We start from the raw sequence: 25,505 nt of genomic DNA, 5'->3' as shown, positions 1-25,505 counted from the left end.
CCTTCATGAGTTTCACCCGCATTAATGGGGTATTGCACGCTGAGCAATGTTCATTACAACAGCTCGCAGAGCAATTTGGCACACCTCTCTATGTTTATTCCAAAGCCACCTTGGAAAAGCATTTTTTAGATATGGACCGTGCTTTTAACTTTATCGATCATCAAATCTGTTTCGCGGTAAAGTCCAACTCCAATCTTGCGGTATTGAATGTATTGGCCAAACAGGGGGCCGGTTTTGATATTGTGACCGGCGGTGAATTGGCACGTGTGCTAAAAGCCGGTGGTGATGCCGCAAAAATTGTATTTTCGGGTCTGGGTAAAACTGAAGCAGATATTAAAAAAGCCTTAGAAGTGGGCATTGCCTGCTTTAATGTGGAATCTCATGCCGAGCTGGATCGTATTCAAAAGGTTGCGGCTGAATTAAATGTTAAAGCGCCGATTTCATTGCGCGTGAATCCGGACGTCGATGCCAAAACCCATCCTTATATTTCAACCGGTCTAAAAGAAAATAAATTCGGTATTCCATCTGATAGCGTATTTGCAACCTATCAATATGCGGCGTCACTGGCCAATCTGGATGTGGTCGGGATTGACTGTCATATCGGTTCACAGCTCACCGAAACCCAGCCTTTTGTTGATGCGCTGGATCGTGTCATTGTCATGATTGACCAGCTCAAAGAAATGGGTATCCACCTCAAACACATCGATATTGGTGGTGGTTTGGGTGTGACTTATAAAGATGAAACCCCGCCATCGGTTGAAGAATATGCCAATGCGCTGCGTCCAGCTTTAGAAAAATTGGGCCTGAAAGTGTATATGGAGCCGGGGCGTAGTATTTCTGCCAATGCGGGTGTATTGCTGACCAAAGTCGATCTGCTCAAACCGACCAATCACCGTAATTTCGCGATTATTGATGCCGCGATGAACGACCTGATTCGCCCGGCTTTATATGAAGCATGGATGGACATTCAACCTGTTAGGCCGCGTACTGATGCTGAAACTAAAGAATGGGATGTGGTAGGTGCGATCTGTGAAACCGGTGATTTCCTCGGTAAAGAGCGTGAATTGGCAATCAAAGAAAATGATGTACTGGCAGTCTTGGGCGCAGGTGCCTACGGTTTTGTGATGAGCTCAAACTACAACAGCCGTGGCCGTGCGGCTGAAGTGATGGTTGATGCAGATCAGGCACATTTGATTCGTGAACGTGAGACGATTGAATCACTCTGGGAACGTGAGCGTTTATTGCCTTAAGGACTAAATCGAGATGTTATTAGAATTTACCAAGATGCATGGTCTGGGCAATGACTTTATGGTGGTTGATCTGATCAGCCAGCGCGCTTATTTGGATCCGGTCACCATTCAGCGCTTGGCCAATCGTAATTTTGGTATTGGTTTTGATCAGCTGCTGGTGGTTGAACCACCAGACGTACCGAGTGCAGATTTTAAATACCGGATTTTTAATGCCGATGGTTCGGAAGTAGAACAATGTGGCAATGGCGTGCGCTGTTTTGCCAAGTTTGTACATGACCGTCAGTTGACCAGCAAAACCAAAATCAAGGTACAGACGAAGTCTGGTATTGTTGAACCGGAATTGGGTGCCAATGGCTGGGTGCGGGTCAATATGGGCTATCCGAAATTCCTGCCACAGGACATTCCATTTTTGGCCGATGCACCGGAAAGCCTGTATGACATTGAGCTTGCTAGCGGTGAAAAGCTGAGCATTGATGTGGTGAATATGGGTAATCCACATGCGGTGACGATTGTACCGGATGTGATTGCTGCCGATGTGGCACGTATTGGCCCACAAGTTGAAGCGCATGCGCGTTTCCCGGCACGGGTCAATGCTGGCTTTATGCAGATCATTGATGAAAAACATGCGCGTTTGCGTGTATATGAACGTGGTGTCGGCGAGACTCTGGCCTGTGGTACAGGTGCCTGTGCCGCAGCCATTTCCGGGATGCGCCGTGGTCTGCTGTCGAGCAAGGTTGAAATCGAGCTGGCAGGTGGCAAGTTGCAGATCGAGTGGAAAGAAGGTGATGTGGTCTGGATGACCGGACCAACGGCGACCGTGTATGAAGGGCGTCTGGATTTGCGTTATTTTCAGGGTTAATCGGCATTAAGTTTTAAAAAAGCACCGTGCTCAGAACGGTGCTTTTTTTATGTTAGGATGAAACTGAAATTTAATATGCATGATTATGCCTTCATGAATCAGCTTGTATTTTTACCGGGTGCATCTGGCAGCCAAGGTTTTTGGCAGCCGTTAAGGGCAGCATTAACCGAATATCCAGATCAGCAGGTCATTGCCTATCCAGGATTTGATGGGGTAGCGCCAAATGTAGCCATTCAAAACCTGTATGATTTGCAAGAACTAGTAAATAGGCAGATTCAGGATGACTCCATTCTGATTGCCCAGTCGATGGGTGGTGTACTGGCAGTTGGGTTGGCGCTTAAGCATCCGCAAAAAGTCAAAGGGCTGGTATTGTTGGCGACATCAGGCGGTTTAAATTTGAAGAGATTTCACTGTGCCGACTGGCGAACAGATTATCGTGAACAGTTTAAAGCAGTACCGAACTGGTTTGTACAAGATCACACTGAATTTAATCCTGATCAGCTCGCCGGTCTTGAAATTCCCATTTTGCTAATTTGGGCAGATCATGATCCTCTAAGCACGATTCAAGTAGGACAATACTTAGAAAAAATATTTAAACATGCAAAACTGCATATCATCCAAGGCGGAAATCATTTCTTTGCCCACACTCATGCAGATCAGGTGGCAGCACTGATTCAAGATTATCTGGAGCAACTTTAAATGGAGCAGGCAGTGACTGTGCCCCCTCAACTTTTGATCAATATGTGGCTGAAAGAACGTGAAATCCAGAACCAGTCTAAACATACCTTGCAGGCCTATGCTCGTGATGTCTCGGATTTTTTAGAGTTTTGCCAGCGTGAGCAGCTCAATTTAAATGATGTAGAAGCCACAGACCTGCGCCAGTTTCTGGCTGAAAAAGTCGAACAGCATCAGCTGAGTCCCAGCAGTCTTCAGCGCATGCTGTCGTCCATTCGCCAGTTTATGAAATGGGCAGAGCAGGCCCAGCATCTCGCTTTTAATCCGGCTGATGATTTTCAGTTAAAGCGCCAATCGCGTCCTTTGCCGGGCATGGTAGACATTGAAACCGTGAATCAGATCATCGATCAGCCTGCGCCTGAAAATGAAATCCAGCAGCAAATGTGGCTCCGGGACAAAGCGATTCTGGAGTTGCTGTATTCCAGTGGGTTGCGTCTGGCCGAATTACAAAACCTCAGAATCAAAGATATCGACTTTAACCGGCAGTTGTTACGTATTACTGGTAAAGGTAATAAAACCCGGATTGTGCCTTTCGGCTCCAAGGCCAAAGCAAGTGTCATGGCCTGGTTACAGCTTTATCCACGCTGGAATGGCGACTTTGTGCCAGAGGCGAATGTATTTATTACCCAGAAGGGCAATCCACTGGGTGCACGCCAAATTGAAAATCGGGTCAAGTTTCAGGCGCAGCGCGCAGGCGTCAATGTGGATTTACATCCGCATTTGTTACGTCACTGCTTTGCCAGTCATATGCTGTCGAATAGCCGCGACTTACGTGCGGTTCAGGAAATGCTGGGCCACAGTAATTTAAGCACCACCCAGATTTATACCCATGTCGATTTTGATCATCTGGCACAAATTTATGATCAGGCGCATCCGCGTGCACAGCATAAAAAGGATTGATCATGCGCCAAGTGGTAGAAAGTAAAAATCATGAATATATATTTTTGGCATAAAACTTTCATATTTAAACCTTAAAATGGAATTGAACTGAAAACTGGCGTTCTGTTGGGGCATTTCACTATTGTCTTATTCGTTAAATGCGTCATTTCAGGTATAACAAGAACGAGTAATTAATATTTAAAATGAAGTATGACTGAGCAAAGTCTCAGCATTTGGCGGATGGGAATTGATATGGACACAATAGTGATTGCAGATATAGAACAAAAATATGCACAGTTAAGCGCAGCTCAAAAAGAAATGTTTGCCGGTTATGGTTTGCGACAAATCAAGCATTTTGTGGACATTAGCTTACCGAGTCTTGCAGCGACTTTACCTGAAGGTGCCATCATTCAAGGGATTAATGCCGATGGTAAAGTTCAGGCATTTAATGCAATGACAGGACAATACTATTTATGGATTTCTGATTTACAGTGGCAAGTGTCGAATCGTGCCACCCAAGCGGTCGATTTAAAAGAAGATGCGATTGCGATTTGGACAGTTTTTGAATTATCAGACTATGAATTGGTGGATTTAAGCCATATTCATCGTGATTTTTTAGCACAGGTAACTGCCTAAACTTAAACTCCCTAGTATCTCGGCTTTACTCAAGAAAAAGGTTGTCTTTAAACAAGGCAACCTGATATTTTTCTTATCGTCAAACTTGCGATCTATCTATCTGCAACATAGCGGGTGATTTAAGCTGGCTATGATTATTTAGCGCTGGAATTAAAAATACGCCGTCGCCATTCTTAATCCATTCGTTTATAAATCCTCTAAAGGCAATTGGAAACTCTGTTTAATAATCTGACTAGGTAAATCGGTTTTAACACTGGTAATACCATTTTTTTTAGTCAGATGGGTCGACTGGAATTTACGGTAACTTTCCAGATCAGGCACCACAACCTTCAGCATGGCATCACTCTCTCCCAAAATGATATAGCACTCCATCACCTGAGGCAGTTCTTTCATGGCCTCAATAAAGGTGTCAATGGTTTCAGCATCTTGACCGACCAGCCAAATCCGTGAAAACAAAATCAGCTGAAAGCCAATTTTCTGTTGATCGACAATGGTGGTGTAATTCTGAATCACACCCGCATCTTCCAGTAATTTGACCCGCCGCAAACAGGAGGAAGGTGAAAGTCCAATTTCCCGCGCCAGATCATTATTCTGAATACGGCCATTGGCTTGTAAGTGTCGAATGATATTTTTATCAATTCGATCAAGTTTTACTCGCACAGACTTGGTGGATATTTTCATAAATTAGAATAATATTCGAAAAATAAGACTTATTATAAAATAAATTGAAAGCCAATTTTGTAAAAAATCGCAGATACTTGTTTCACTTTCTGGAGTTTGAAAGGAAAAGGAAATGTCTGTATTTGTACTCTTTGCACTGACCGTGCTTCCCCTGATTTTTACGCCTGGACCCGATATGTTATTTATCCTGTCTCAAGTGATGGGTAAAGATGCAAAAGCAGGCATGATGGCGACTGTCGGTGTGTGTTGTGGTTATCTGGTGCATTCGATTCTGGTCGCACTCGGAATTGCCGCGATTATTGTGTCCTTTCCGGTGCTGTTTGAAACGATTCGCTGGCTCGGAATTGCTTATCTGCTGTATCTGGCCTTTGGCCTGTTCAAGTCAGTATTCAGTAAAAATGTGCTGAACATTGAGAAAAAGACGTCAGCCAATCCGATTCAAAAAGGTTTTTTTACTGCGTTATTAAACCCGAAAGGCATGCTGATTTATTTTGCGATTTTGCCGCAGTTTATTGATAAATCGGCCAATACTGTCAGTCAAGGTTTGATTCTGTCCTTTATTTTTATTGGTCTAATTTTTGTGGTGTATTGTGGCTTAAGTATTTTGTTCAGCAAAATCAGCCAGAAAACCCAGATTGATGAACGTAAACAAAAATGGGTAGACGGAAGTTCTGGTGGTTTATTGGCGCTTGCAGCAAGCTGGCTCATCATCAATTAAGCCCGATTCAAAAAAGCATACTTTTCACAGTATGCTTTTTTATGGTTAAAAGCATTTGAAAAAGAGATGACTTTCCTGGCGTATCTATAAGTGAGCGGGTTGCTTATTCAGTCAATTGGTCTTTTTAGTGGGCCAAATCCGTTTCAAAGAAGATTTCTGTCTAAAATGACAAATATGATTGTGGGTTCATCCTGCCAGTTTTGCTGCCAACTACTTTCATTTTATTTTGCGTACAGCTTTTCAATCAGAACTATTGATGTGACTAATCAAATAAAAAAATAATATAAATCAATGCTTAAATTTTAAGTAAATGTTTATACATTTCATTGTAATAAATGGATAACAATTAATTGTGAACGCATCGTTCAGGTAAATTTACGCATTTTTACAGCTCTTTGTTGAATTGTGACTTGACCGAAATGCCGTACACATTGCAAGATAGGGCACCTAAAAAAATTTAAGTGAAGAGTTACACTAACTTTTCTCAACATTTACATTTGCTAAAACAGCCGAGGATTACATGAAGGCTCTTGTTGCTGTAAAACGTGTGGTTGATGCCAACGTTAAAGTTCGTGTTAAACCGGACAACAGTGGTGTTGACTTAACCAACGTTAAAATGTCAATTAACCCATTCTGTGAAATCGCAGTGGAAGAAGCGGTTCGTTTAAAAGAAAAAGGAACTGTTTCAGAAATCATTGTTGTTTCTATTGGTCCTAAAGAAGCGCAAGAACAGATCCGTTCTGCAATGGCGCTTGGTGCTGACCGCGGTATTCTGGTTGAAGCTGATGACAGCCAGCTCGGTGCGCTAGAAATTGCTAAAATCCTGAAAGGTGTTGTTGAAGCTGAACAACCACAATTAATCCTTCTAGGTAAGCAAGCCATTGATGACGACTCTAATCAGGTTGGTCAGATGCTTGGCGCTCTAATGGGTGCGGGCCAAGGTACATTTGCTTCTGAAGTGAAAGTAGATGGCGACAAAGTACAAGTAACACGTGAAGTAGACGGTGGTTTACAAACTGTTGAACTTGCACTTCCAGCCATTATTACCACTGACTTGCGTTTGAACGAGCCACGTTATGCAGCGCTTCCAAACATCATGAAAGCGCGTAAAAAACCGCTTGATAACAAGTTGCCTGCAGATTTTGGTGTAACGACCACAACTAAACTGAAAACAGTAAAAGTTGAATCACCTGCAGAGCGTAAAGCTGGCGTACAAGTGAAGTCTGTAGACGAGCTTGTAGACAAATTGAAAAACGAAGCGAAAGTGATCTAATACAGAAGGATAAAAATCATGAGTATTTTAGTTATCGCTGAGCACGACAACAAAGCATTAAACGCTGCTACTTTAAACGTTGTTGCTGCGGCGCAAAAAATCGGTGGTGATATCACTGTATTGGTTGCTGGTTCTGGCGCTCAAGCAGTTGCTGATCAAGCAGCGAAAGTTGCGGGTGTAAGCAAAGTCGTACTTGCTGATGATGCTGCTTATGCAAACCAGCTGGCTGAAAACGTAGCGAAACTGGTTGCTGAATTAGGCAAAGGTTATAGCCATATTCTTGCTGCTTCGACTACCACTGGTAAAAACATTTTACCACGTGCAGCTGCGCTTCTTGATGTGAGCATGATTACCGACATCATCGCAGTCGATGGTCCTAAAACATTCAAGCGTCCGATCTATGCAGGCAACGCGATTGCAACTGTAGAGTCGGGCGAAAATGTCGTACTGGCAACTGTTCGTGGTACAGCATTTGATGCTGTTGCTGCTGAAGGTGGTTCTGCCTCTGTAGAAGCTGCGACTGTTGCTGGCGATGCAGGCATTTCTAAGTTTATCAACGAAGAAATCGTGAAGTCTGAGCGTCCTGAATTAACAGCTGCTCGCATTGTGGTGTCTGGTGGTCGTGGTGTGGGTTCTGGTGAGAACTATCACGCGATCCTTGATCCATTGGCGGACAAGCTTGGTGCTGCACAAGGTGCATCACGTGCTGCAGTAGATGCTGGCTTCGTTCCTAACGATATGCAGGTTGGTCAAACCGGTAAAATCGTTGCACCTGACCTGTACATCGCTGTCGGTATTTCTGGTGCAATTCAGCATTTGGCCGGTATGAAAGAATCTAAAGTGATCGTTGCGATCAACAAAGATGAAGAAGCGCCAATCAATGCAGTGGCTGACTACTGGTTAGTTGGTGACTTGAACACTGTTATTCCTGAATTGGTTTCTAAAATCTAATTCCTGAATACAGTTTAAAACGCCTCTTAGTCTCGGTACCAAGAGGCGTTTTTTATTGGAAAATTTTTAAAGATACTCGGCAGTCGAAACTAGAGTATGTGATTTGGATGAAAAGTGATAAAATCCTGCTTTGCTTTTTCTCCTGTTTTGATCATGTCCTTTTCCAGAACCGCTCATATCCTGTTTATTAGTTTCCTGCTGATTGCGCTCTATGTGAGTATTTGTGTGCATACTGCGTTGAATGCACCGCTGTCAGTAACCCAGTATTTATTCAGTGAGTCGGGCGCTTTTGAAGTGCTTAGTCCTTGGCTATGGTACTTGCTGGCCATGCTGTGTCTGCTAAATACTGAAATTAAACTGAATACCCGGATATTTACCGCTGCTGCTGCGATATTGTTGGGCTTCAGGGAAATGGACTTTCATAAGCGACTGTTTGACGACAGCTTTATTAAAACCAATTTCTATCGCAGTGCTGAAATTCCGCTCATGGACAAGCTGCTGGGCTTTATTTTATTGCTCGGCATTATTTTTGTCTTTCTGGTACTGGCAAAAAAATTGGTAAACACCATACGCAGCATGAAAGATTCTTTGAATATTGCGCATTTTTTTATCTTCCTGACCATTGCCTGTGGCGGACTGAGCAAGGTTCTGGATCGCACGACGTCAACCCTCAGGGAGGAATTCAATATTCAGCTCATACCACATACGCAGGTCATGATCATGACCATTGAGGAAGGGGTGGAGGTGCTATTGCCGATTCTATTGATTGTGGCGGTGCTGACTTATCGCAAGGTACTGAGTCAAGCGCATTAAAAGACAGATTAAATCTAAGGAAGATGCCCATTTTGTGTGTGCATCTTTTTTTTGCACTGCTGTTTTTATGTATATTTTGGGTGCAAAAAAATATGGATGTGGTGCACTTGTTTTTGACGCTGAAATAACAGGAAAATGACCACTAAAATGAAGATAATTAACAAGGTTAAGCTGAATATTTCGACACAAAAATACAAGTGTTTATGCTATAATTTAGGGCTGTATTTTAGTTTTTAACTCAGTCGTTTGAGTTAATGATTTTGCTAGTTTTACGACATATAAATACAAGCCAAAACTGGCTTGTAGAATAAGGAGTATGCATGAGCGTATCGGAAATTAGACCGATTGCCATTGAGGATGAACTTAAAAGCTCATATCTCGATTATGCGATGAGCGTGATTGTGTCACGTGCATTGCCCGATGTACGAGATGGTTTAAAACCTGTTCATCGTCGTGTGCTTTTCGCAATGCACGAATTAGGCAATGACTATAACAAAGCTTATAAAAAGTCTGCACGTGTCGTCGGTGACGTGATCGGTAAATATCACCCGCATGGTGACTATGCCGTATACGAAACCATTGTACGTATGGCACAAGATTTCAGTTTGCGTTACCAGTTGGTCGATGGTCAGGGTAACTTTGGTTCGGTCGATGGCGACAGCGCAGCAGCGATGCGTTATACCGAAGTGCGTATGCGTAAACTGACCCACGAACTCTTGGCGGATCTTGAAAAAGATACCGTCGAGTGGGAAGACAACTACGATGGCTCTGAGCGTATTCCTCAGGTGATGCCCACCCGTGTACCGAACTTACTGGTTAATGGTGTAACCGGTATTGCGGTGGGTATGGCGACCAATATGGCGCCGCATAACATGACTGAAGTTGTGAATGCGTGTCTGGCCTATGCCAATGATCCCCAGATCAGCATCGAAGGGTTGATGGAACACATTTCTGGTCCGGACTTCCCGACAGGTGGTATTATTTACGGTAAATCGGGCATCGTGGATGCCTACCGTACCGGTAAAGGCCGTTTACACATCCGTGGCAAGTATCACTTCGAAGAAGATCCAAAGAATGGCCGTACCACGATCGTGTTTACGGAAATTCCATATCAGGTCAATAAAGCAAAAACCATTGAGCGTATTGCTGAACTGGTTAAAGAGAAAAAACTGGAAGGTATTTCCGAGCTGCGTGACGAGTCGGATAAAGACGGTATGCGTATCGCGATTGACTTGAAACGTGGCGAAAATGCCGAAGTGATCGTGAACAACCTGTTCCAGAACACGCAACTTGAAAACTCTTTCAGCATCAACATGGTCTGCCTGGATAATGGCCAGCCTAAACTGATGAACCTGAAAGATATTATTGCAGCGTTTATCCGTCACCGTCAGGAAGTGGTAACGCGCCGTACCATGTTCGAATTACGCAAAGCGCGTGAACGTGGTCATATCTTGGAAGGTTTAACCGTTGCTCTGGCGAATATTGATGCCATCATCGAAACTATCAAGAGTTCTGCAAACCCGGCTGAAGCACGTGAGCGTTTGCAGGCAGGTGAGTGGACAGGTGGCGGTGTATTGGCATTGCTAGAAAAAGCTGGCTCAGTTTCTGTACGTCCGGATGAGATTGAAGGTGAAGACCCAAGTCGTCCGTTTGGTCTGGATGGCGATATTTATCGTCTGTCACCCACCCAAGTCAATGCGATTATGGAACTGCGTCTGCATCGTTTAACCGGTCTTGAACAAGACAAGTTACATGCTGAATATAGTGAAATTCTGGCGCAAATTGCTGAACTGACTGCAATTTTAAATGACTTTAATCTGTTGATGAACGTAATTCGTGAAGAATTGGCTTTGATTCTTCAGCAATATGGTGATGCACGTAAAACCTCGATTGTTGAATCACGTATCGATTTCTCTCGTGAAGATCTGATTCCTGAAGAGCAAATGGTGCTGACGGTTTCAAAAACAGGTTATGCGAAAACTCAACCATTGTCTGACTACGCCGCACAGCGTCGTGGTGGTCGTGGCAAGTCTGCAACCAGCATGAAAGAAGACGATTACATTCAACATCTGATTGTGACGTCAAGTCATGCGACGGTACTTTGCTTTACCAACGTTGGTAAAGTCTATCGTCTGAAAGTGTATGAAGTGCCACAAGCATCACGTGGTGCCAAAGGTCGCCCAATGGTGAACTTGTTGCCATTAGACGAAAACGAGACCATTACCGCAATTTTACCGGTGATTGATGCACCGAAGAAATTCAAAGAACGTCTGGCGGACTTCAAAGCCTTCGTAAAAGCCAATGCTGCACAACTGCAAAGCAATGAAGTGATTAATGGTCACTTTACGGCACTTGAAGCGGCACTTGCTGAATCTGAAGAGGGTGCGGATGATATTTCTGATGCACTTCGTGTTCAATTGAAAGAGCTAGGTTTAGAACTTTCAACGACCGATCTTGATGATGACATCATCAATGATTTTGCACAGCAGGCTGAAGCGGTTCGTAAAAACTTCTATGTGTTTATGGCGACTGAATACGGTACGATTAAACGTGTAGAACTTGAACAGTTCTCGAATGTGCGTTCAAACGGTTTACGTGCGATTGAACTGAATGGCGATGACACTTTAATTGGTGTTGCGATTACTGACGGCGAACAGCAAATCATGTTGTTCTCGAACGAAGGTAAAGCCATTCGCTTCGCAGAGACTGATGTACGTTCAATGGGTCGTTCAGCCAAAGGTGTGCGCGGTATGCGCGTGACCATCGGTGCAGCAGCCTTGCTGGAAGAAAGCGAAGAAACTGAGATTGAGTCTGATGATGAAGATGCTGCAGATTCAGCATTGATCAGCCGGATTGTGTCTTTAGTCGTTGTCCCTGAAACTGGTGAAGTATTGTGTGCTTCTGAAAATGGTTATGGTAAACGTACCCCGGTGGATGACTTCCCGACCAAGAAACGTGGCGGTAAGGGTGTGATTGCACTCAAGACCTCAGAACGTAATGGTCAGTTGGTCGGTGCAGTAGCGATTGATGCATCTAAAGAGCTGATGTTAATTTCCGATGGCGGTACTTTGGTTCGTACCCGTGCCTCTGAAGTGGCTCAAACCGGTCGTAATGCACAAGGTGTTCGTCTGATCCGTCTCGGTAATGAAGAGTTACTGGTTGGTGTGGTTTCAGTTGAAGCTGTTGAAGAAGATGAGTTTGTTGAAGCGATTGAAGGTGAAGAATCTTTAGTAGCAGAAACAGATGTAGCGACTGAAACAGATACAGTAGCTGAACATGTTGAAAAAGATGGTGAAAACTCAGTAGAAGAATAAGTGTTCTATTGATAAAAAGGGCGCTTCGGCGTCCTTTTTTATAAATCTTGACTGAATGAAGGTAAGCGATGAAAACCCAATCAATGTTGTTAGCGGCAGCAGTTGCATTAAGTGGCTGTAACTCAATGGACAATATTCCAAACCCAAGTCCTGAGCAGGAACAGGCAGCACAGCTGGCCTATGAGGATTTGCGTGATGGGAAATATGACGAGTTTCTGGATCAGCTAGAGCCGCAATTGCAAACACAGTTTAAGGACAACGAAAAGCTGATGAAACGCTTTTCACGTTCAATTCCGCAAGGTGAGTACAAGTCTAAAACTTTAATGACCAAGCAGATTGAAGAAGCAACCAACCAGCCTGGCCAATATAAGATCAGCTATGAAATTGCCTATCCAAATAATCTGGTGCAGTATGATGTCAGTTTCGACCAGCCGAATGGTAGCAACAAGATTCGTAATTTTAATATTCAGGTCTTTGGCGAATCTTAATCCATAAGTTGATGACAGCATAAATCCAATGCTTTATCTGCTTTGACTCACTTGAATCAAACGTCGATAAGCCAAGAAAAAACATAAACTGCCTATCAGCCCCAGATATATCAGTTTAGGCAAAATCAGTGCGGTCGGTACACCCATCTGATTCAGTTGAATAAACATCTGCACCATTTGGGTAGAAGGCAGTATCTCAGCGATCACTTGCATCCAGATGGGCATAGCTGCATGTGGCCAGGCAGCACCGGATAAAAAAAATAGAGGGATAGAAGTAAAAACAATTACATGTCCAGCGCGTTCCGGCATATCCAGAAAACTGGCAAATAGGCAGGTGATTCCAATCACAGTATAAACGAAAACCGGCACAGCCAGCAGCATGCCGAATAGGTTACCCCCTCGCGGATAATCAAATAACCAAAAGGTAAATCCAAATAAATAAAAACAACCCAGACAGCCAATGCTCAATATCGCTAAACATAGCCCAATCAACGCATTTGAGTTTAACTGCACTTTTCTTTCGCGGTACACCAGAATCAGCATATTCAAACCTAAAAAAATGGTCTGATGAATGATGAGAGGGGCGACCGCAGGAAAGACATAACTGCCATAGCCGGAGAGCGGATTAAACAATGGAATCTGATGCACTGATAGGGCAGGAGAAAAATCTGAAACCTGGCCAAAACGTTCAGCATAGTCTGCCAAGGTCTGCTCAAGAGAGGTCGCTAAACCGATCCCCATCTGTTTGGTGACTAAAAAATTGGCAGCACTTAAGTACAGTCCTATTCCACCCGTTTCACCATGCCTTAACGTTTGCGATAAATTGTCCGGTAGCAGCAAAATCCCATCCGCTTGTTGCGATTCAACCCATGTTTTGGCTTCGGCGAAATTGCTGGTAATCGCCTTGATTTCAACATCCGGGCTTTGACGGACTTGGCTAATAATCCGCGCGCTCAAGTGACTTTGTTCTGCATCAACAATAATAATCGGTAAGGCTTCGGCTTGCTGTGCCTGATAAGCAAAGGGATAAAAGAAGCTATAAAACACCACTGATAAAATCAGCGTGGTAAAGATAGCGCCGTGGCTGGCAATATCTTTAAAGCTGCGCAGATAATAAAACCAAAGGGATTTCATCAGGCCGCTCCTTTGGCTATTTTCTTGAGAAAAATATAGGCTAGCAGTGCGTACACCACCACATAGGCCAACAAGATCCATATAGCTTGCAGTGAAATCTGCACTGGACTGCCAATCATCCATTGTTCAGTTTGTAATTTGGCATAAGGAGTAAAGGGGATAATATTGGCCCAAAACTGGGTGAATAGGGGCGCATTATTTAAGGGTAAAGTCACCCCGGCAAAGCTTAACGATGACCCACCATATACAGCAATCAAGCCGAAAGATTTACTTAAATCTTGGGTGGCCAGCACCACCGCAGCGCTTAAAAATGCATAGGCGCTATACAGCAGCAATTGTGCCAATAAAATCAGACCAAGCGAACCGGCAACAAACCAGCCGCGAATTTCAATCATCCAAAACATCCACGCCCAAGTCCATAGACTAAAAATAGCCACATAGACCAGATTTTTAGACACTAAAGCCATCCAGATGGATGAGTTGCTAATCCAGCTTGTTAAGGTCTGCCGCTTCAGTTCCTGACCGACGGAAAATGCCACACAACAACACAGCAGTAAATGCAGAACTGCGAGAATGACATAAGGTTCTAGATATAACTCATAATTCAATTGCGGATTATACAAAGGTGAGATCTTGATCTGTGGTATCGGTGCTTGGATATAGGGCAGTCGATTCACCAGATAGTGCTGTTCAGTAAACTCAGCTAGGGCTTGTAAGGTACTCACCAGCATGGCTGAAGAAATTGTATTGCCGATACTGAAATAACTCTGGTTAAAGGCAATGCTAATTTCTGCATCCTGAGCACGAACAAAACGTTGTTCGGCACCATTTGGAATATGGATATAACCCCAAATTTTATTTTCATTCAGTAGGTGTTCAACTTCAGCGACTTGCTGGGATACCGTTTCAATTTTAAGGGTATGATTGAGCGAGACATGTTGATAGATGCTTCGGCTGAGCGCACTTCGGTCTTGATCAATAATGGCAATGGGTAAATGAGTAGGCTTGCCCTGCGCAAACATGCTGCTGAATAAAATAATTACCAGAGCGGGTGCCAGCGTAACCAGGCACAGATCCCATTTTTCTCGGAGCAAATAGCGTAGTTCGCGCCATATACCCAGCCACATTAGGGTGTCTCTTTAAGTTTAAATAATACGCTCATACCGACTTTCAGTTCAGGTATGGTTTGTGTCGGTAGCAAATGCAGTTTAAAACTTCTCACATCATAGCCGCCGGTTTGGCGGGTGGTTTTAATGGTGGCAAACTCACCTTCAGCGCTAATACTTTTGATCTGAAAACTGGCTGTTTGATCCAAGGCTGGAATATAACCTTGAATGCTTTCTAATTTTTGAAATGGAGCATACTGGTCTTCGCGAATATTCAGGCTTACCCACATCTTCTCTTCAATCAGGCTGACCACGGGCACTGCGGTTGCGACCAGCTCAGATATTTTGCCATAAGTTTTAGACACCGTTCCATTGACGGGGGCCAGCAATTCGGTTTCTGCTTCTAGCGCATTGGCTTCGTTTAGAGCAGCCTGGGCAATGTCTACTTGTGCATCGGCTGAACTCTTTTGCTGCGGGGTGCTGCCACGCTTGGCACGTGCATATTGCTGATAGGCGGCCTCAGTCATTTCTAGCGCAGATTGACTGGCTGCATACAGTTCATCACGGCGCTGACGTGAAATCACACCTTCCTTAAATAGATTTTCCCCACGCTGATAAGATACTGTGGCGAGATTTTGCTGTGCTTTTAGCGATTGCCAGTTGGCATACAGACTCGCGACATTTTCTTCCTGCGAGCCACGTTCAGCTGTGGACTGTAAGGCCAAAGCCGATTGTAAAGCTGCTGTAGCTTGCTGTTTTTTAGCTGCAATTTCCGGGCTATTTAAGCGAACCAGAACATCGCCTTTTTTAACTCGCTGACCTTCTTCCACATAGATTTCTTCAATCCGGCTTGGCACTTTGGTGGCCACCTGAATCGTTTCAGCCTCGACACGACCTTGCAATTCAATCGGCGTCGGTTGATAGCTTTTCCATAATCCAAAAATAATCACGGCCAGCAGAATAGGCAGCAACGCCAGCAGTAGATATTTTTTCTTTTTGGAGATTTCAGGAGGCTGCTCATCGGTCGAGGTCGTCGCGTGATTTTCCTCTAGCGTTGCTGATTGGGTCTGTGGAGCGGGAGAGCTTTCTGTTTCGGTAGATGAAACCGCTTCATTCACAGGATCATTGGGTTTTTGATCGTCGTTCATGTTCGGCTCCATTAGCGAATATAGTGGGTATTGGTGTGTTGAATATAATTGGGAAATTCTGCAATCGAGCCATGGCTTTGTAACAGGGTGGCCAGTGACATCACATATTTATAGGCATTCAATGCAGTTTCGGCTCGTAGCCCGCTAAGCATGTTTTGGGCATCAATGACCTGTGTTGCTATTCCGATATCCTCTTTAAAGGACAACTCTTGAATGCGTAAATTTTCCTGCGCAGCTTTTAGATTTTGTTCCAACAAAGCATGACTTTGCTGTGCACTCAAGGCTTCGCTATAAGATTTATAAATCAGGTTTTCAATCTCTTGCTGGGTGCGTGAGGTGAGCAGTTCTGTGGCATAGCGTTTGAGCTCGGCCGCCTGAATATTTTTGTTTTTATCAATCCCTGAAAACAGGTTATAGCGTGCGGCAACACCGACAATCCAGTTTTGATTCTGATCCAAACTATATTCACCAAAAGCAAAGACATTGGGTTTTTTTGCTGCTTGCTGAGCTTTGACATTGGCTTGTGCTAATTGGGTATCTAGCTGCATTTTTTGAATCAGCGCAGAGTTTTGACTAAAGGTTTTCAGTAGTTGATTTAAAGCCTGTGGCTCGGTCTGATTGACAAATAAAGGTGTCGACAGTTCAGTGATACTGCTTTGTTGCAGCAGATTATTCAGTTGAAATAGACTGGCATTTAAATTGGTTTGCATATTTTGCTGACTGCGCTCGGCATTATTACGCGCCACTTCAAACTGCATGCGCTGGCCTTTGCTAATAAAACCTTGCTGTTCCATTTTTAAGGCATTGCGATAATGCTGTTGCATGGCATTCAGATTAAATACTGCTGCTGCATGGAGTTGCTTTTGCAGTTGCACATTAAAATAACTTTGAATCAGTTCGAAACGCTGCGTGTCTTGTTGCTGTTGATTACTGAGCTGACTGCGACCGACCTGAAGATTGGCAATCTCCTTGGCGCTATGAGTCAAACCACCGGTATAAAGCGGCATCATCATGGACACGGTAGGACGAATCACTTGATCTTCGAGTACGACCTTGGAGGTATCGGGAATTAAGCCTACACCGTCATGAATCGGTTGTTGTAAACCTTCTTTTAAAGGATTGGCAATATTCTCAGCTAAATTAAACTCATCAATTTTATTATTTAAGCCATTGGTGAGAGATTGCTCCAAGTTGTTTTTAAGAGCACCCAAAGGAATATCTAATTCATTACGAAAGGCATAAGCACGCACATTCAGATCGACACGTGGTAATCCCAAACCTTTTACCGCTTCAGCTTCAAGTTTCGAGGCTTGTTCCAAGCTTTGATAGGCCTGACTGCTGTAAGAAGACTGCAATAACTGTTTTTCGGCGTCTTGAAAACTCAAAGTCTGGGCGTATAGACTCTGGCTATTCAACCATAGGCCTGACAATAATCCACACCCCAAAAATAATTTACTTTTATAGTTCGTCATATTCATGCAAGCAGATGGCCAAAGTGAAGAATAAGTTGATTTGTGTACATTATAAATCAGTGGTTTGCAGCTCAGTAAGGGGCATGGTTGTAGTATTGTTTATTTTACATCTGTATTTCAACTACTGATGAAAGGACTATGAATCTTTTGAAATATACTTAGAGTTAAAATGGTTTGTGTGTAAAATATAAACACAAAAAATTATTGCTTAAATATAAAAATGGATAAAACAACTTTAGAAAATATAGCTGAATTTATTTGTGGAACTAATCCAGAAATTTATCCAATTTATAGATCTAGTAGTGAGCTGACATCATTCTTTCATCGTGTAGGAATTATGATCTACCATGATGGAACAACAAGATCTAAATGGGTATATGAGCAGCTAAATAATTTTAATAAAAATCAAATTGCTGATGTGCTTAAGAGGCTTGCTTCTCCTAAAGAATATGGAGGGAATCGTTCAAAAATTAGTGCTGCATTGAAATTGTTAAATGAAATTTTATATCCTGAAGGTTTTGAAATTATTTTGCAGGGGGTGGAGCCAAAATTCAGAAGAATTCAGATAGATTTTCAAGACAAGTCAGAGCCTGAATTAAAGCCCATTGCACGACCTAATTTTGTAGCATTAGGTTTAGAATCAGGGGTAGGAGAGATACTCGATTATCGTTGGGATGAAATTCAACGTTGTATTGGAGCTAATGCAAATCTTTCGGCAGTAATTCTTATGGGGAGCTTATTGGAAGGACTTTTATTAGGTGTTATCCATAAAAATATTAAACAAGCCAATCAGGCTACTTCTGCTCCAAAAAATCGCGAAGGAAAAGTAAAACCTTTTTCAGAGTGGAAATTAAGTGAAATGATTGACGTGGCTCATTCATTACAATGGATTGAGGTAGATGTTAAAAAATTTTCACATGCTTTAAGAGAGTTTAGAAATTTGATACATCCTTACGAACATATGCTATCAAACTTTAATCCGAATAAAGATACCACGGAAATTTCATGGTTAGTGGTGCAAGCAGCTATAAATGATCTAATGGAAACAATTAGAAATACATAAGTGTTAAACGTATCCTCATCATCTACATTGATTTTTTGACTGTAATTACAGTTCGAGATTGAAATAATTTTGTGCAAGACCTTGCCAGATATGGTTAAATGCCATCATTTTATTGTGTCTCACATAGATAAGGAAAACTCATGCGCGCGTACAACTTCTGTGCTGGTCCTGCTGCATTACCGACTGCCGTACTTGAAAAAGCTCAAGCTGAAATGCTTGACTGGCATGGCAAAGGTCTTTCGATCATGGAAATGAGCCACCGTAGTTCCGACTATGTGGCCGTGGCTGAAAAAGCGGAAGCAGACCTACGCAAACTCATGAATATTCCCGAGAACTACAAAGTATTGTTCTTGCAGGGTGGCGCATCCTTACAATTTTCGGCAATTCCATTGAACTTGCTGGGTAAAAATAACAAAGCGGACTATATCCATACCGGAATCTGGTCTGAAAAGGCCTTGAAAGAAGCGCAACGCTATGGCGATATCAATGTGGTAGAAGCAGGTATCAAAATTGATGCTAAACATGCCATCAGTGCGCAAAGCGAATGGAAGCTGTCTGCCGATGCCGCCTATGTGCACTATGCAGACAACGAAACCATTGGTGGTCTGCAGTTTGCTTCTATTCCTGAAACAGATAAGCCCCTTGTTTGTGACTATTCATCAAGCATTTTATCTGCGCCACTTGATGTATCAAAATTTGGTGTGATCTATGCAGGCGCGCAAAAGAATATCGGCCCAGCGGGTTTAACCCTGGTGATTATTCGTGAAGATTTACTGGATCAAGCCAAAGCTGAAATTCCAAGTATCTTAAAATACTCAGATCAAGCCAAAAATGGTTCTATGGTAAATACGCCGTCGACTTATGCATGGTACTTGTCTGGTCTGGTATTTGAATGGTTGCTGGAAAATGGCGGTGTAGAAGCCATGCATAAAGTGAACCTGGAAAAAGCCAATCTGCTTTATGGTTATATCGATCAAAGCGATTTTTATGCCAATCCAATCTTCAAAGAAAATCGTTCAATCATGAATGTGCCATTTACTTTGGCCAATGCAGATCTTGAAAAACAATTCCTGAAAGAAGCAGAAGCCCAGCATTTATTGAATCTTGCGGGTCACCGCTCTGTCGGTGGTATGCGTGCCAGTATTTATAATGCAGTGCCATTAGAGGGCGTACAAGCCTTGGTGAATTTTATGGATGACTTTGCAAAACGCAATGGTTAATCCCTGAAATGTAAAAACCCAGCATAGGCTGGGTTTTTTTATGCATTCGGTTATGTCAGGGAATTTAAAAAATAAAAGTATGCAGGGTAAAGCCGCAGATCAGCATTCCCAACATGAAAAAAAGGCATGACATCATATCAATATTATAGCGAGAGCTAAGATGATGCTCGACCTGGTCTAATGTTTCTTCTTGCACGATTTTCATAGATATTTATTGTCCGATCTATTTATCGTTAATACTATTTGTTGTGAGTATTTTTATCATAAAAAATTGATTAAATAAAGTACATTCTTGATTAAAGTTCATAAATTTTCATTTTATTTAAATATCAGCTTTGGATTTGTCTGAACTTATTCGTATGCGAAATCAAAGTCTTATTTTTACAAGATTTTTAGGATTCGATTGCATGTATAAAATGAATTCATGTGAATTTAACAATGTGGATAACTCGATTTTTTAAATGATTTAAATAGGTTATTAAGCTAGAAAAAATGGGTAAAAAATAATCAAAAAAATAAAATTAAAAACAGAAAATACGGATTAAACAAAGAAGATCCCTATCAAAAAGAAGACCTTCTTTGTTTATTTTAACTTAAGCCGATTTTCTATAAATATTGGCCTGAATCCACAGATTTCCACGAATATATTGACCAATCTGGAAATTTTTATGCTGCTCATTCCGCGTTGCAATCCGGATCAAGGTGGCTGGTTGACCTTCATCATGAATCAGCGTGACATCATACAGGGTATAGTCCTGATCCATAAACTGCATGGCAGTTTTACCGACAATATTGCCCTGAAACCAGGCTTCATCTTCCTGGCCCATGGTTTCACCATAAAGATAAGCCACCATTTTAGAGAAATCTACAGTAACAGGTGCTTTATCTTCTTCTGAGTGTGGCTGCCAGGCATCAATCTGTTCCTGCAAATTATCGGGTGCCACGCCCTGGTTGGCTGCCAGAATATCATTCAAGGCACGGTGATGCTTGATCGAAGCCGGATCATCCACCACCAGATGTTCATGGTCAGCCACTGCTTCAAGCTCATAGGCCCAAGCATTCAGATTCACCACATAGGACTGGTCTTTTTCATAATGCGGATGATTGACGCTATACAGACTATCGAAAGCATAAATAATATTGTTGGCACCCAGATTCAGACGTAATACCGCCTGAGTATTGGATTTGCAGGAAATAATTCGGTCGATGGTCGCTTTGACCTGATAAGGACTGTCAAAGCAGGGGAATGCAGTTTTTACTGCTTGCGGCTTATTATTTTCTATGGCGATCACTTGGCTCAATTGCACCGCAGTTTTGCTCGGCCCCTGAATCAGCCAGGTATTTTCATCCATATCACATTCTTGTGTGCAAATGCCCATCGGCATAATAGGCGCATCAAGAGCTTTGCCTAACCACTGTGGCACATCTGTACCTGGATTCTCGGTGAGTAATGTCCAGTGTTCGACGTGACTACCGAAATTCTGATCATCAATGGTGATGATCTCTGGGCTATTCTGATTTTTCATATGCACAATTGATCTTGGATGACTTATTTATAGTTAATCGAGGGTCATTGCGATTTTTCAAGTCAATCGAATGAATTTTCAAATTAAATGCAGCCAATTTTTTTCTAGACTAAATCACAGTCGTTGCTCAAATCAAATAGATTCAAAAAACATGAGCGACAGCAGCGATGAAAATGCAACGATTTAATCATCAACCTGATCCTCTCAATTTGCTAGAATACCCAGGATTTATACCTTAATGGGAAACCCTGTGTTGCCATTCAAACTTTGGGTCGATGCTGATGCATTACCCCGTATTTTAAGAGATGTGATTATCCGTGCGTCGGATCGCTATCAGTTGGAAGTGACTTTTGTGGCTAATCAGTCGGTGGGCATTACGCCTTCAGTCCGGATTAATTCAATTCAGGTGATGAGTGGCGCTGATGCTGCAGATAAAGAGATTATTCTGCGCATGAAAGAGCATGATATTGTCATGACCCAAGATATTCCCCTGGCGGCAGAAGTGATTGAAAAGGGCGGGATTGCCATTCATCCACGCGGTGAAGTGTATACCACGGCCAATGTCAAAGCACGTTTACATCTAAGAGACTTTATGGATAGTTTGCGTGGTGCCGGTGTACAAACGGGTGGGCCACCTCCGATTTCAGAGCGGGATAAGCGTGAATTTTCAAGCGCACTGGATCAAACCATTCAAAAACAAAAACGTAAAACATCTGCACTTTAAGAGCAATCGCGCATGCCAACACACACCAATATGGTTGTGACCTATCTTTTATTGGTTTTTATCTGGGCCACTACACCGCTAGCCATTGTCTGGAGTGTAAGCGATCTGCATCCGCTCTGGGCACTGGCACTGCGATTTTTTCTGGCATTGCCTTTTGCATTTATCTTGTTGTGGCTGTTTAAAACCCGTTTTCCTGTCGATTCTCTCTCGATGCACAGTTATCTGGCTGGAGCTTGCAGTTTTATTGGCTCGCAGATTTTTACCTATCTGGCCACGGATTATCTCAGCTCAGGCATTATTGCGCTGATGTTTGGTCTGGCACCTATTATTACCGGATTGATTGGCCGTTTCGTGTTTCAGCTCAAGCTCTATCCTTCACAGTGGTGCGGGATGGCGATTGCCCTGACTGGTTTGGCGGTGATTTGCCTCGGTGGCAAAGACCAGCACATTCAGCCAATCGGTATTGGTCTGATGCTACTGAGTGTGTTTATCTATTGTGTTTCGATGTTTTGGGTCAAAAAAGTCAATGCACCCTTACAACCGATGGCGCAAGCGGCCGGTTCCATTGCAGTTTCAGCAGTCATGGCCTGTGCCATGTTGCCATTTATCTGGCAATTTGCGCCAACCCAAATGCCTCAGGCAAAATCACTGATCGGGCTAGGATATGCCGTGGTGATGGCTTCGCTGATTGCCATGTTCTGTTATTTTAAACTGGTACAGAAAATCAGGGCGACCACCTTGTCTTTGACGACGGTATTGACTCCAATGCTTGCTTTATTCGTAGGTGTGCTTTTGAATGATGAGAGCTTGTCGGGTGAGGCCTTAATCGGTGTCGGTATTTTGTTGACGGGTTTATTGTTGTATTTTTCCAGAGAAATTAAAGCGAGCTATGCAGCTCGCCTTCCATCCAGTATTCACAATGACTAAATCAGTGATTTAAGCAAAGTTGGCTTTGACACATTCACCCAGTTTGACACGGTCTTGTGGGTGCATGGTAATGAAATAAGCACCGGTCCGGAATTTGCTATTTTCTTCTTCACGACTGTAGGCCACCTGGGCGGTTGCCGCAATATGGAAGAAATTTTCCGGGTGGCTTAAAGTCACGTGCAGATAGGTGCCTTCAGTGATGGGGCGGTCACTAAAGAAACTAAAACCGGTTTCCGAAAAGTTCACCTGCTCTGGTACAGGTAACATGCTTTGTACAATTGCGTCATACAAAGAACCGGTAATAAGGTTTAATTTTTGGTTGAATAAGGATAAGATTCGAGCAATTTGTTGATCTTTTTCAGATAATTGTTCTAATTCGTAGTTAACCGCATGATCAAATTGATCTAGCTCTGCAAGTAGTAGAAAATAGCGGGGCAAGACAAAGTTAGAGTCATAAGGATCATTTAAGGCAACATCATCGGAAATAATCTGATAATTAATTCGTAAGGCAGCATCGATGCGAGACATAACGCGTCTTTCCGTGTATCCGTTTGGATGCTGTACATTTTCCATAATTTATTACCTCGGACTAGATGGTTATGTTTAAACCAATCTCGCTGTATATAGGGTTGAAATATACTCGCGCACGGCGTAGTAACCACTTCATTTCTTTTATTGCATTGGTCTCAATGATCGGTCTCACGCTCGGTGTAGCAGTCCTCATTACAGTTTTGTCTGTGATGAATGGGTTTGACCGAGAGTTGAAAAATCGTGTCTTGGGAATGATACCTCAAGCTACTGTTTCTTCAACGCAAATTCTAACAAATTGGCCCGAACTTGCAAAGCAGATTGAGCAGCATGAGCATGTCCAGGGGGTTGCACCATTTACCCAATTACAGGGCATGCTGACGGCACAGGGACAGGTTGCCGGGATTATGGTCAGCGGGATTGAACCCGAGTATGAGAAAAAAGTATCCATTATACAAAACCATATGGTCGAGGGCAGTATTGATAGCCTGAAAAAAGGTGAATTTGGTATTGTTCTGGGCAAGCAGATGACCGATGCCATGGGGGTCGGTTTAAACGATAATATTACTCTGGTATTGCCAGAGGCGACCCCTTCACCAGCAGGTGTGGTGCCTCGTTTCAAGCGCTTTAAAGTGGTGGGAATTTTCAGTATTGGTGCTGAAGTCGACTCGATGATGGGATATATCGCTTTAAATGATGCTTCAACTTTATTGCGCCTACCAGATGGTGCACAAGGCGTGCGTTTAAAACTGGATGATATTTTTGTCGCACCGCAAGTGTCTCAGGAAATCGTGCGAGATTTACCAGCCAACTTCTACGCATCTGACTGGACTTATACTCATGGTAATCTGTTCAGCGCGATCCAGATGGAAAAAGCCATGGTCAGCTTGTTATTATTCCTGATTGTGCTGGTCGCGGCATTTAATATCGTTTCATCACTGGTGATGGTGGTGACGGATAAAAAATCGGACATTGCGATTTTACGGACTTTGGGTGCTTCGCCTGCCACCATTACCAAAATCTTTATGGTGCAAGGCACGGTGATTGGGGTGATTGGGACATGTGCCGGCGCAATCCTCGGGATTATTGCAGCGACCAGTATCAGTAGCTTTATCGGCTGGTTAAACAATACTTTGGGTCTGAATATGTTTGATGCCTATTTTATCAATTATCTACCTTCTTATTTACGCTGGCAGGATGTCTTGGTGATTGTCGGCTTGTCATTGGCCTTAAGTTTTGTCGCGACGATTTACCCCGCTTTACGTGCAGCAAAAATTCAACCGGCAGAGGCTTTGCGTTATGAGTAATCTGATTTTAGATGCCCAGAATATTCACAAATCCTTTACCGATGGCAAAGCCACCGTCGATGTGATTCGAGGCTTGTCGCTGCAGGTCAAAGCAGGTGAGTTTGTCTCGATTGTCGGTTCGAGTGGTTCTGGTAAAAGTACCTTATTGCATGTTTTGGGTGGACTGGATCGACCAACATCAGGGCAAGTGATGGTCAATGGTCGCCGTTTCGATACCTTGTCCGAAGCAGAGCGTGGCTATGTGCGCAATGAGCATTTGGGTTTTGTGTATCAGTTTCATCATCTGTTGCCAGAATTTACGGCACTGGAAAATGTAGCCATGCCCCTGATGCTCCGCGATAATGTGAAGTTTAAAGAAGCCAAACAGCAGGCTGAATACTTGCTGGAGCGGGTTGGTCTTTCGCATCGTCTGACACATAAGCCAGGTGAATTATCTGGAGGTGAGCGCCAGCGTGTGGCCTTAGCGCGTGCAGTGGTGGGCAAACCTAAACTGATGATGGCGGATGAACCGACCGGAAATCTGGATCGTAAGACTGCAGCAAAGATTTTTGAACTGCTCACCGAATTGCAACGTGAATTCAATATGGCGATGCTGATTGTGACGCATGATGAACAACTGGCACATGCTGCAGACCGAATTTTACATATGCAGGATGGTCTGTGGGTCACACCCTAAATCAAGAGAATATTCGCATTTGATTGAAGCTCACTCCGGTGGGCTTTATTATTGGGTGAAATAATAACCATAAAGAA

The 25,505-nt window shown here is 43.2% G+C and carries 24 protein-coding genes; 17 read left to right on the top strand and 7 right to left on the bottom strand.

What is annotated here, in order from left to right; genetic code table 11:
* The first annotated feature begins 5 nt into the window (after window positions 1-5).
* The 5 genes from lysA (at window position 6) to FTU87_RS07040 (ending at window position 4,359) form a co-directional block, all read left to right on the top strand.
* A complete protein-coding gene (gene lysA / locus FTU87_RS07060) occupies window positions 6-1,250 on the top strand; it encodes a diaminopimelate decarboxylase (protein WP_074383381.1) in 1,245 nt (414 codons plus the stop codon).
* A 13-nt stretch (window positions 1,251-1,263) separates the two neighbouring features.
* Window positions 1,264-2,109: a diaminopimelate epimerase gene (dapF, locus tag FTU87_RS07055; protein WP_100534855.1), complete on the top strand. Its 846-nt coding sequence runs from the start codon at window positions 1,264-1,266 to the stop codon at window positions 2,107-2,109.
* Between the two features lie 93 nt (window positions 2,110-2,202).
* On the top strand, window positions 2,203-2,808 hold the full coding sequence (locus tag FTU87_RS07050) for an alpha/beta fold hydrolase (protein ID WP_026056588.1): 606 nt from the start codon (window positions 2,203-2,205) through the stop codon (window positions 2,806-2,808).
* Entirely contained in the window at window positions 2,809-3,744 is a 936-nt protein-coding gene (gene xerA / locus FTU87_RS07045) for a site-specific tyrosine recombinase/integron integrase (protein WP_180096889.1), read from the top strand. It begins immediately after the preceding gene.
* Between the two features lie 231 nt (window positions 3,745-3,975).
* Window positions 3,976-4,359, top strand: a complete 384-nt coding sequence (locus FTU87_RS07040; protein ID WP_034608955.1) for a hypothetical protein — start codon at window positions 3,976-3,978, stop codon at window positions 4,357-4,359.
* A gap of 186 nt (window positions 4,360-4,545) precedes the next feature.
* Here the strand turns inward: FTU87_RS07040 and FTU87_RS07035 are convergent, their stop codons facing one another.
* Window positions 4,546-5,040, bottom strand: a complete 495-nt coding sequence (locus FTU87_RS07035; protein ID WP_004645712.1) for an Lrp/AsnC family transcriptional regulator — start codon at window positions 5,038-5,040, stop codon at window positions 4,546-4,548.
* 112 nt (window positions 5,041-5,152) lie between these two features.
* Here FTU87_RS07035 and FTU87_RS07030 point away from each other — a divergent pair, with 112 nt between their 5' ends.
* The 6 genes from FTU87_RS07030 to FTU87_RS07005 all read left to right on the top strand — a co-directional run bounded on the left by FTU87_RS07030 (window position 5,153) and on the right by FTU87_RS07005 (window position 12,597).
* Window positions 5,153-5,758 carry a LysE family translocator gene (locus tag FTU87_RS07030; RefSeq protein ID WP_180050104.1) on the top strand — a complete coding sequence of 202 codons (606 nt, stop codon included), beginning with the start codon at window positions 5,153-5,155 and terminating at the stop codon, window positions 5,756-5,758.
* 520 nt (window positions 5,759-6,278) lie between these two features.
* The gene (locus FTU87_RS07025) at window positions 6,279-7,031 is read left to right on the top strand and encodes an electron transfer flavoprotein subunit beta/FixA family protein (RefSeq protein WP_180096888.1); all 753 of its coding nucleotides are present in this window, start codon (window positions 6,279-6,281) and stop codon (window positions 7,029-7,031) included.
* A gap of 18 nt (window positions 7,032-7,049) precedes the next feature.
* Window positions 7,050-7,982 carry an FAD-binding protein gene (locus FTU87_RS07020; protein WP_074383378.1) on the top strand — a complete coding sequence of 311 codons (933 nt, stop codon included), beginning with the start codon at window positions 7,050-7,052 and terminating at the stop codon, window positions 7,980-7,982.
* Window positions 7,983-8,135: 153 nt separating this feature from the next.
* Window positions 8,136-8,795: a hypothetical protein gene (locus FTU87_RS07015; RefSeq protein WP_180096887.1), complete on the top strand. Its 660-nt coding sequence runs from the start codon at window positions 8,136-8,138 to the stop codon at window positions 8,793-8,795.
* A 320-nt stretch (window positions 8,796-9,115) separates the two neighbouring features.
* The gene (gyrA, locus tag FTU87_RS07010) at window positions 9,116-12,109 is read left to right on the top strand and encodes a DNA gyrase subunit A (protein WP_180096886.1); all 2,994 of its coding nucleotides are present in this window, start codon (window positions 9,116-9,118) and stop codon (window positions 12,107-12,109) included.
* Between the two features lie 68 nt (window positions 12,110-12,177).
* Window positions 12,178-12,597, top strand: coding sequence for a hypothetical protein (locus FTU87_RS07005; RefSeq protein WP_005097650.1), 420 nt, complete (start codon window positions 12,178-12,180; stop codon window positions 12,595-12,597).
* A gap of 33 nt (window positions 12,598-12,630) precedes the next feature.
* Here FTU87_RS07005 and FTU87_RS07000 read toward each other — a convergent pair whose 3' ends face one another.
* Genes FTU87_RS07000 through FTU87_RS06985 form a run of 4 tightly spaced genes read right to left on the bottom strand, consistent with a single transcriptional unit; the run spans window position 12,631 to window position 17,463 of the window.
* A complete protein-coding gene (locus FTU87_RS07000) occupies window positions 12,631-13,731 on the bottom strand; it encodes an ABC transporter permease (RefSeq protein ID WP_100329070.1) in 1,101 nt (366 codons plus the stop codon).
* Window positions 13,731-14,858 carry an ABC transporter permease gene (locus FTU87_RS06995; RefSeq protein WP_180096885.1) on the bottom strand — a complete coding sequence of 376 codons (1,128 nt, stop codon included), beginning with the start codon at window positions 14,856-14,858 and terminating at the stop codon, window positions 13,731-13,733. The genes FTU87_RS07000 and FTU87_RS06995 overlap by 1 nt, the downstream gene beginning before the upstream one ends.
* The gene (locus tag FTU87_RS06990) at window positions 14,858-15,985 is read right to left on the bottom strand and encodes an HlyD family secretion protein (RefSeq protein WP_180075271.1); all 1,128 of its coding nucleotides are present in this window, start codon (window positions 15,983-15,985) and stop codon (window positions 14,858-14,860) included. The genes FTU87_RS06995 and FTU87_RS06990 overlap by 1 nt, the downstream gene beginning before the upstream one ends.
* An 11-nt stretch (window positions 15,986-15,996) precedes the next feature.
* Window positions 15,997-17,463 carry a TolC family protein gene (locus tag FTU87_RS06985; RefSeq protein WP_180096884.1) on the bottom strand — a complete coding sequence of 489 codons (1,467 nt, stop codon included), beginning with the start codon at window positions 17,461-17,463 and terminating at the stop codon, window positions 15,997-15,999.
* Window positions 17,464-17,677: 214 nt separating this feature from the next.
* Between FTU87_RS06985 and FTU87_RS06980 the strand changes: the two genes are divergently transcribed.
* Entirely contained in the window at window positions 17,678-18,520 is an 843-nt protein-coding gene (locus tag FTU87_RS06980; RefSeq protein ID WP_180077700.1) for a hypothetical protein, read from the top strand.
* 140 nt (window positions 18,521-18,660) lie between these two features.
* Window positions 18,661-19,740: a 3-phosphoserine/phosphohydroxythreonine transaminase gene (serC, locus tag FTU87_RS06975; protein WP_100355607.1), complete on the top strand. Its 1,080-nt coding sequence runs from the start codon at window positions 18,661-18,663 to the stop codon at window positions 19,738-19,740.
* A gap of 593 nt (window positions 19,741-20,333) precedes the next feature.
* Here the strand turns inward: serC and FTU87_RS06970 are convergent.
* Window positions 20,334-21,266, bottom strand: coding sequence for a hypothetical protein (locus tag FTU87_RS06970; protein ID WP_180096883.1), 933 nt, complete (start codon window positions 21,264-21,266; stop codon window positions 20,334-20,336).
* Between the two features lie 238 nt (window positions 21,267-21,504).
* On the opposite strand from FTU87_RS06970, the gene FTU87_RS06965 reads away from it, so the two are divergent.
* Together FTU87_RS06965 and FTU87_RS06960 are read left to right on the top strand one after the other, a co-directional pair.
* A complete protein-coding gene (locus FTU87_RS06965; protein ID WP_005097638.1) occupies window positions 21,505-21,990 on the top strand; it encodes a YaiI/YqxD family protein in 486 nt (161 codons plus the stop codon).
* Between the two features lie 12 nt (window positions 21,991-22,002).
* On the top strand, window positions 22,003-22,917 hold the full coding sequence (locus tag FTU87_RS06960) for a DMT family transporter (RefSeq protein WP_074383367.1): 915 nt from the start codon (window positions 22,003-22,005) through the stop codon (window positions 22,915-22,917).
* Between the two features lie 9 nt (window positions 22,918-22,926).
* Here FTU87_RS06960 and FTU87_RS06955 read toward each other — a convergent pair whose 3' ends face one another.
* Window positions 22,927-23,490: a PilZ domain-containing protein gene (locus FTU87_RS06955; RefSeq protein WP_005097634.1), complete on the bottom strand. Its 564-nt coding sequence runs from the start codon at window positions 23,488-23,490 to the stop codon at window positions 22,927-22,929.
* Between the two features lie 26 nt (window positions 23,491-23,516).
* On the opposite strand from FTU87_RS06955, the gene FTU87_RS06950 reads away from it, so the two are divergent.
* Both FTU87_RS06950 and lolD read left to right on the top strand, forming a co-directional pair.
* Entirely contained in the window at window positions 23,517-24,752 is a 1,236-nt protein-coding gene (locus FTU87_RS06950; RefSeq protein WP_005097633.1) for a lipoprotein-releasing ABC transporter permease subunit, read from the top strand.
* A complete protein-coding gene (gene lolD / locus FTU87_RS06945) occupies window positions 24,745-25,428 on the top strand; it encodes a lipoprotein-releasing ABC transporter ATP-binding protein LolD (protein WP_005097632.1) in 684 nt (227 codons plus the stop codon). The genes FTU87_RS06950 and lolD overlap by 8 nt, the downstream gene beginning before the upstream one ends.
* Window positions 25,429-25,505: the final 77 nt, after the last annotated feature.

This window comes from Acinetobacter sp. YH12156 (genome assembly GCF_013418235.1).
GTDB lineage: Bacteria > Pseudomonadota > Gammaproteobacteria > Pseudomonadales > Moraxellaceae > Acinetobacter > Acinetobacter pseudolwoffii.
This window is presented reverse-complemented; position numbering and strand designations above follow the sequence as displayed.

Bases quoted from the DNA above. Each gene is read 5' to 3' on its own strand.
- lysA (WP_074383381.1), top strand. From the start codon at position 6: ATGAGTTTCACCCGCATTAATGGGGTATTGCACGCTGAGCAATGTTCA.
- dapF (WP_100534855.1), top strand. From the start codon at position 1,264: ATGTTATTAGAATTTACCAAGATGCATGGTCTGGGCAATGACTTTATG.
- FTU87_RS07050 (WP_026056588.1), top strand. From the start codon at position 2,203: ATGAATCAGCTTGTATTTTTACCGGGTGCATCTGGCAGCCAAGGTTTT.
- xerA (WP_180096889.1), top strand. From the start codon at position 2,809: ATGGAGCAGGCAGTGACTGTGCCCCCTCAACTTTTGATCAATATGTGG.
- FTU87_RS07040 (WP_034608955.1), top strand. From the start codon at position 3,976: ATGGACACAATAGTGATTGCAGATATAGAACAAAAATATGCACAGTTA.
- FTU87_RS07035 (WP_004645712.1), bottom strand. From the start codon at position 5,040: ATGAAAATATCCACCAAGTCTGTGCGAGTAAAACTTGATCGAATTGAT.
- FTU87_RS07030 (WP_180050104.1), top strand. From the start codon at position 5,153: ATGTCTGTATTTGTACTCTTTGCACTGACCGTGCTTCCCCTGATTTTT.
- FTU87_RS07025 (WP_180096888.1), top strand. From the start codon at position 6,279: ATGAAGGCTCTTGTTGCTGTAAAACGTGTGGTTGATGCCAACGTTAAA.
- FTU87_RS07020 (WP_074383378.1), top strand. From the start codon at position 7,050: ATGAGTATTTTAGTTATCGCTGAGCACGACAACAAAGCATTAAACGCT.
- FTU87_RS07015 (WP_180096887.1), top strand. From the start codon at position 8,136: ATGTCCTTTTCCAGAACCGCTCATATCCTGTTTATTAGTTTCCTGCTG.
- gyrA (WP_180096886.1), top strand. From the start codon at position 9,116: ATGAGCGTATCGGAAATTAGACCGATTGCCATTGAGGATGAACTTAAA.
- FTU87_RS07005 (WP_005097650.1), top strand. From the start codon at position 12,178: ATGAAAACCCAATCAATGTTGTTAGCGGCAGCAGTTGCATTAAGTGGC.
- FTU87_RS07000 (WP_100329070.1), bottom strand. From the start codon at position 13,731: ATGAAATCCCTTTGGTTTTATTATCTGCGCAGCTTTAAAGATATTGCC.
- FTU87_RS06995 (WP_180096885.1), bottom strand. From the start codon at position 14,858: ATGTGGCTGGGTATATGGCGCGAACTACGCTATTTGCTCCGAGAAAAA.
- FTU87_RS06990 (WP_180075271.1), bottom strand. From the start codon at position 15,985: ATGAACGACGATCAAAAACCCAATGATCCTGTGAATGAAGCGGTTTCA.
- FTU87_RS06985 (WP_180096884.1), bottom strand. From the start codon at position 17,463: ATGAATATGACGAACTATAAAAGTAAATTATTTTTGGGGTGTGGATTA.
- FTU87_RS06980 (WP_180077700.1), top strand. From the start codon at position 17,678: ATGGATAAAACAACTTTAGAAAATATAGCTGAATTTATTTGTGGAACT.
- serC (WP_100355607.1), top strand. From the start codon at position 18,661: ATGCGCGCGTACAACTTCTGTGCTGGTCCTGCTGCATTACCGACTGCC.
- FTU87_RS06970 (WP_180096883.1), bottom strand. From the start codon at position 21,266: ATGAAAAATCAGAATAGCCCAGAGATCATCACCATTGATGATCAGAAT.
- FTU87_RS06965 (WP_005097638.1), top strand. From the start codon at position 21,505: ATGGGAAACCCTGTGTTGCCATTCAAACTTTGGGTCGATGCTGATGCA.
- FTU87_RS06960 (WP_074383367.1), top strand. From the start codon at position 22,003: ATGCCAACACACACCAATATGGTTGTGACCTATCTTTTATTGGTTTTT.
- FTU87_RS06955 (WP_005097634.1), bottom strand. From the start codon at position 23,490: ATGGAAAATGTACAGCATCCAAACGGATACACGGAAAGACGCGTTATG.
- FTU87_RS06950 (WP_005097633.1), top strand. From the start codon at position 23,517: ATGTTTAAACCAATCTCGCTGTATATAGGGTTGAAATATACTCGCGCA.
- lolD (WP_005097632.1), top strand. From the start codon at position 24,745: ATGAGTAATCTGATTTTAGATGCCCAGAATATTCACAAATCCTTTACC.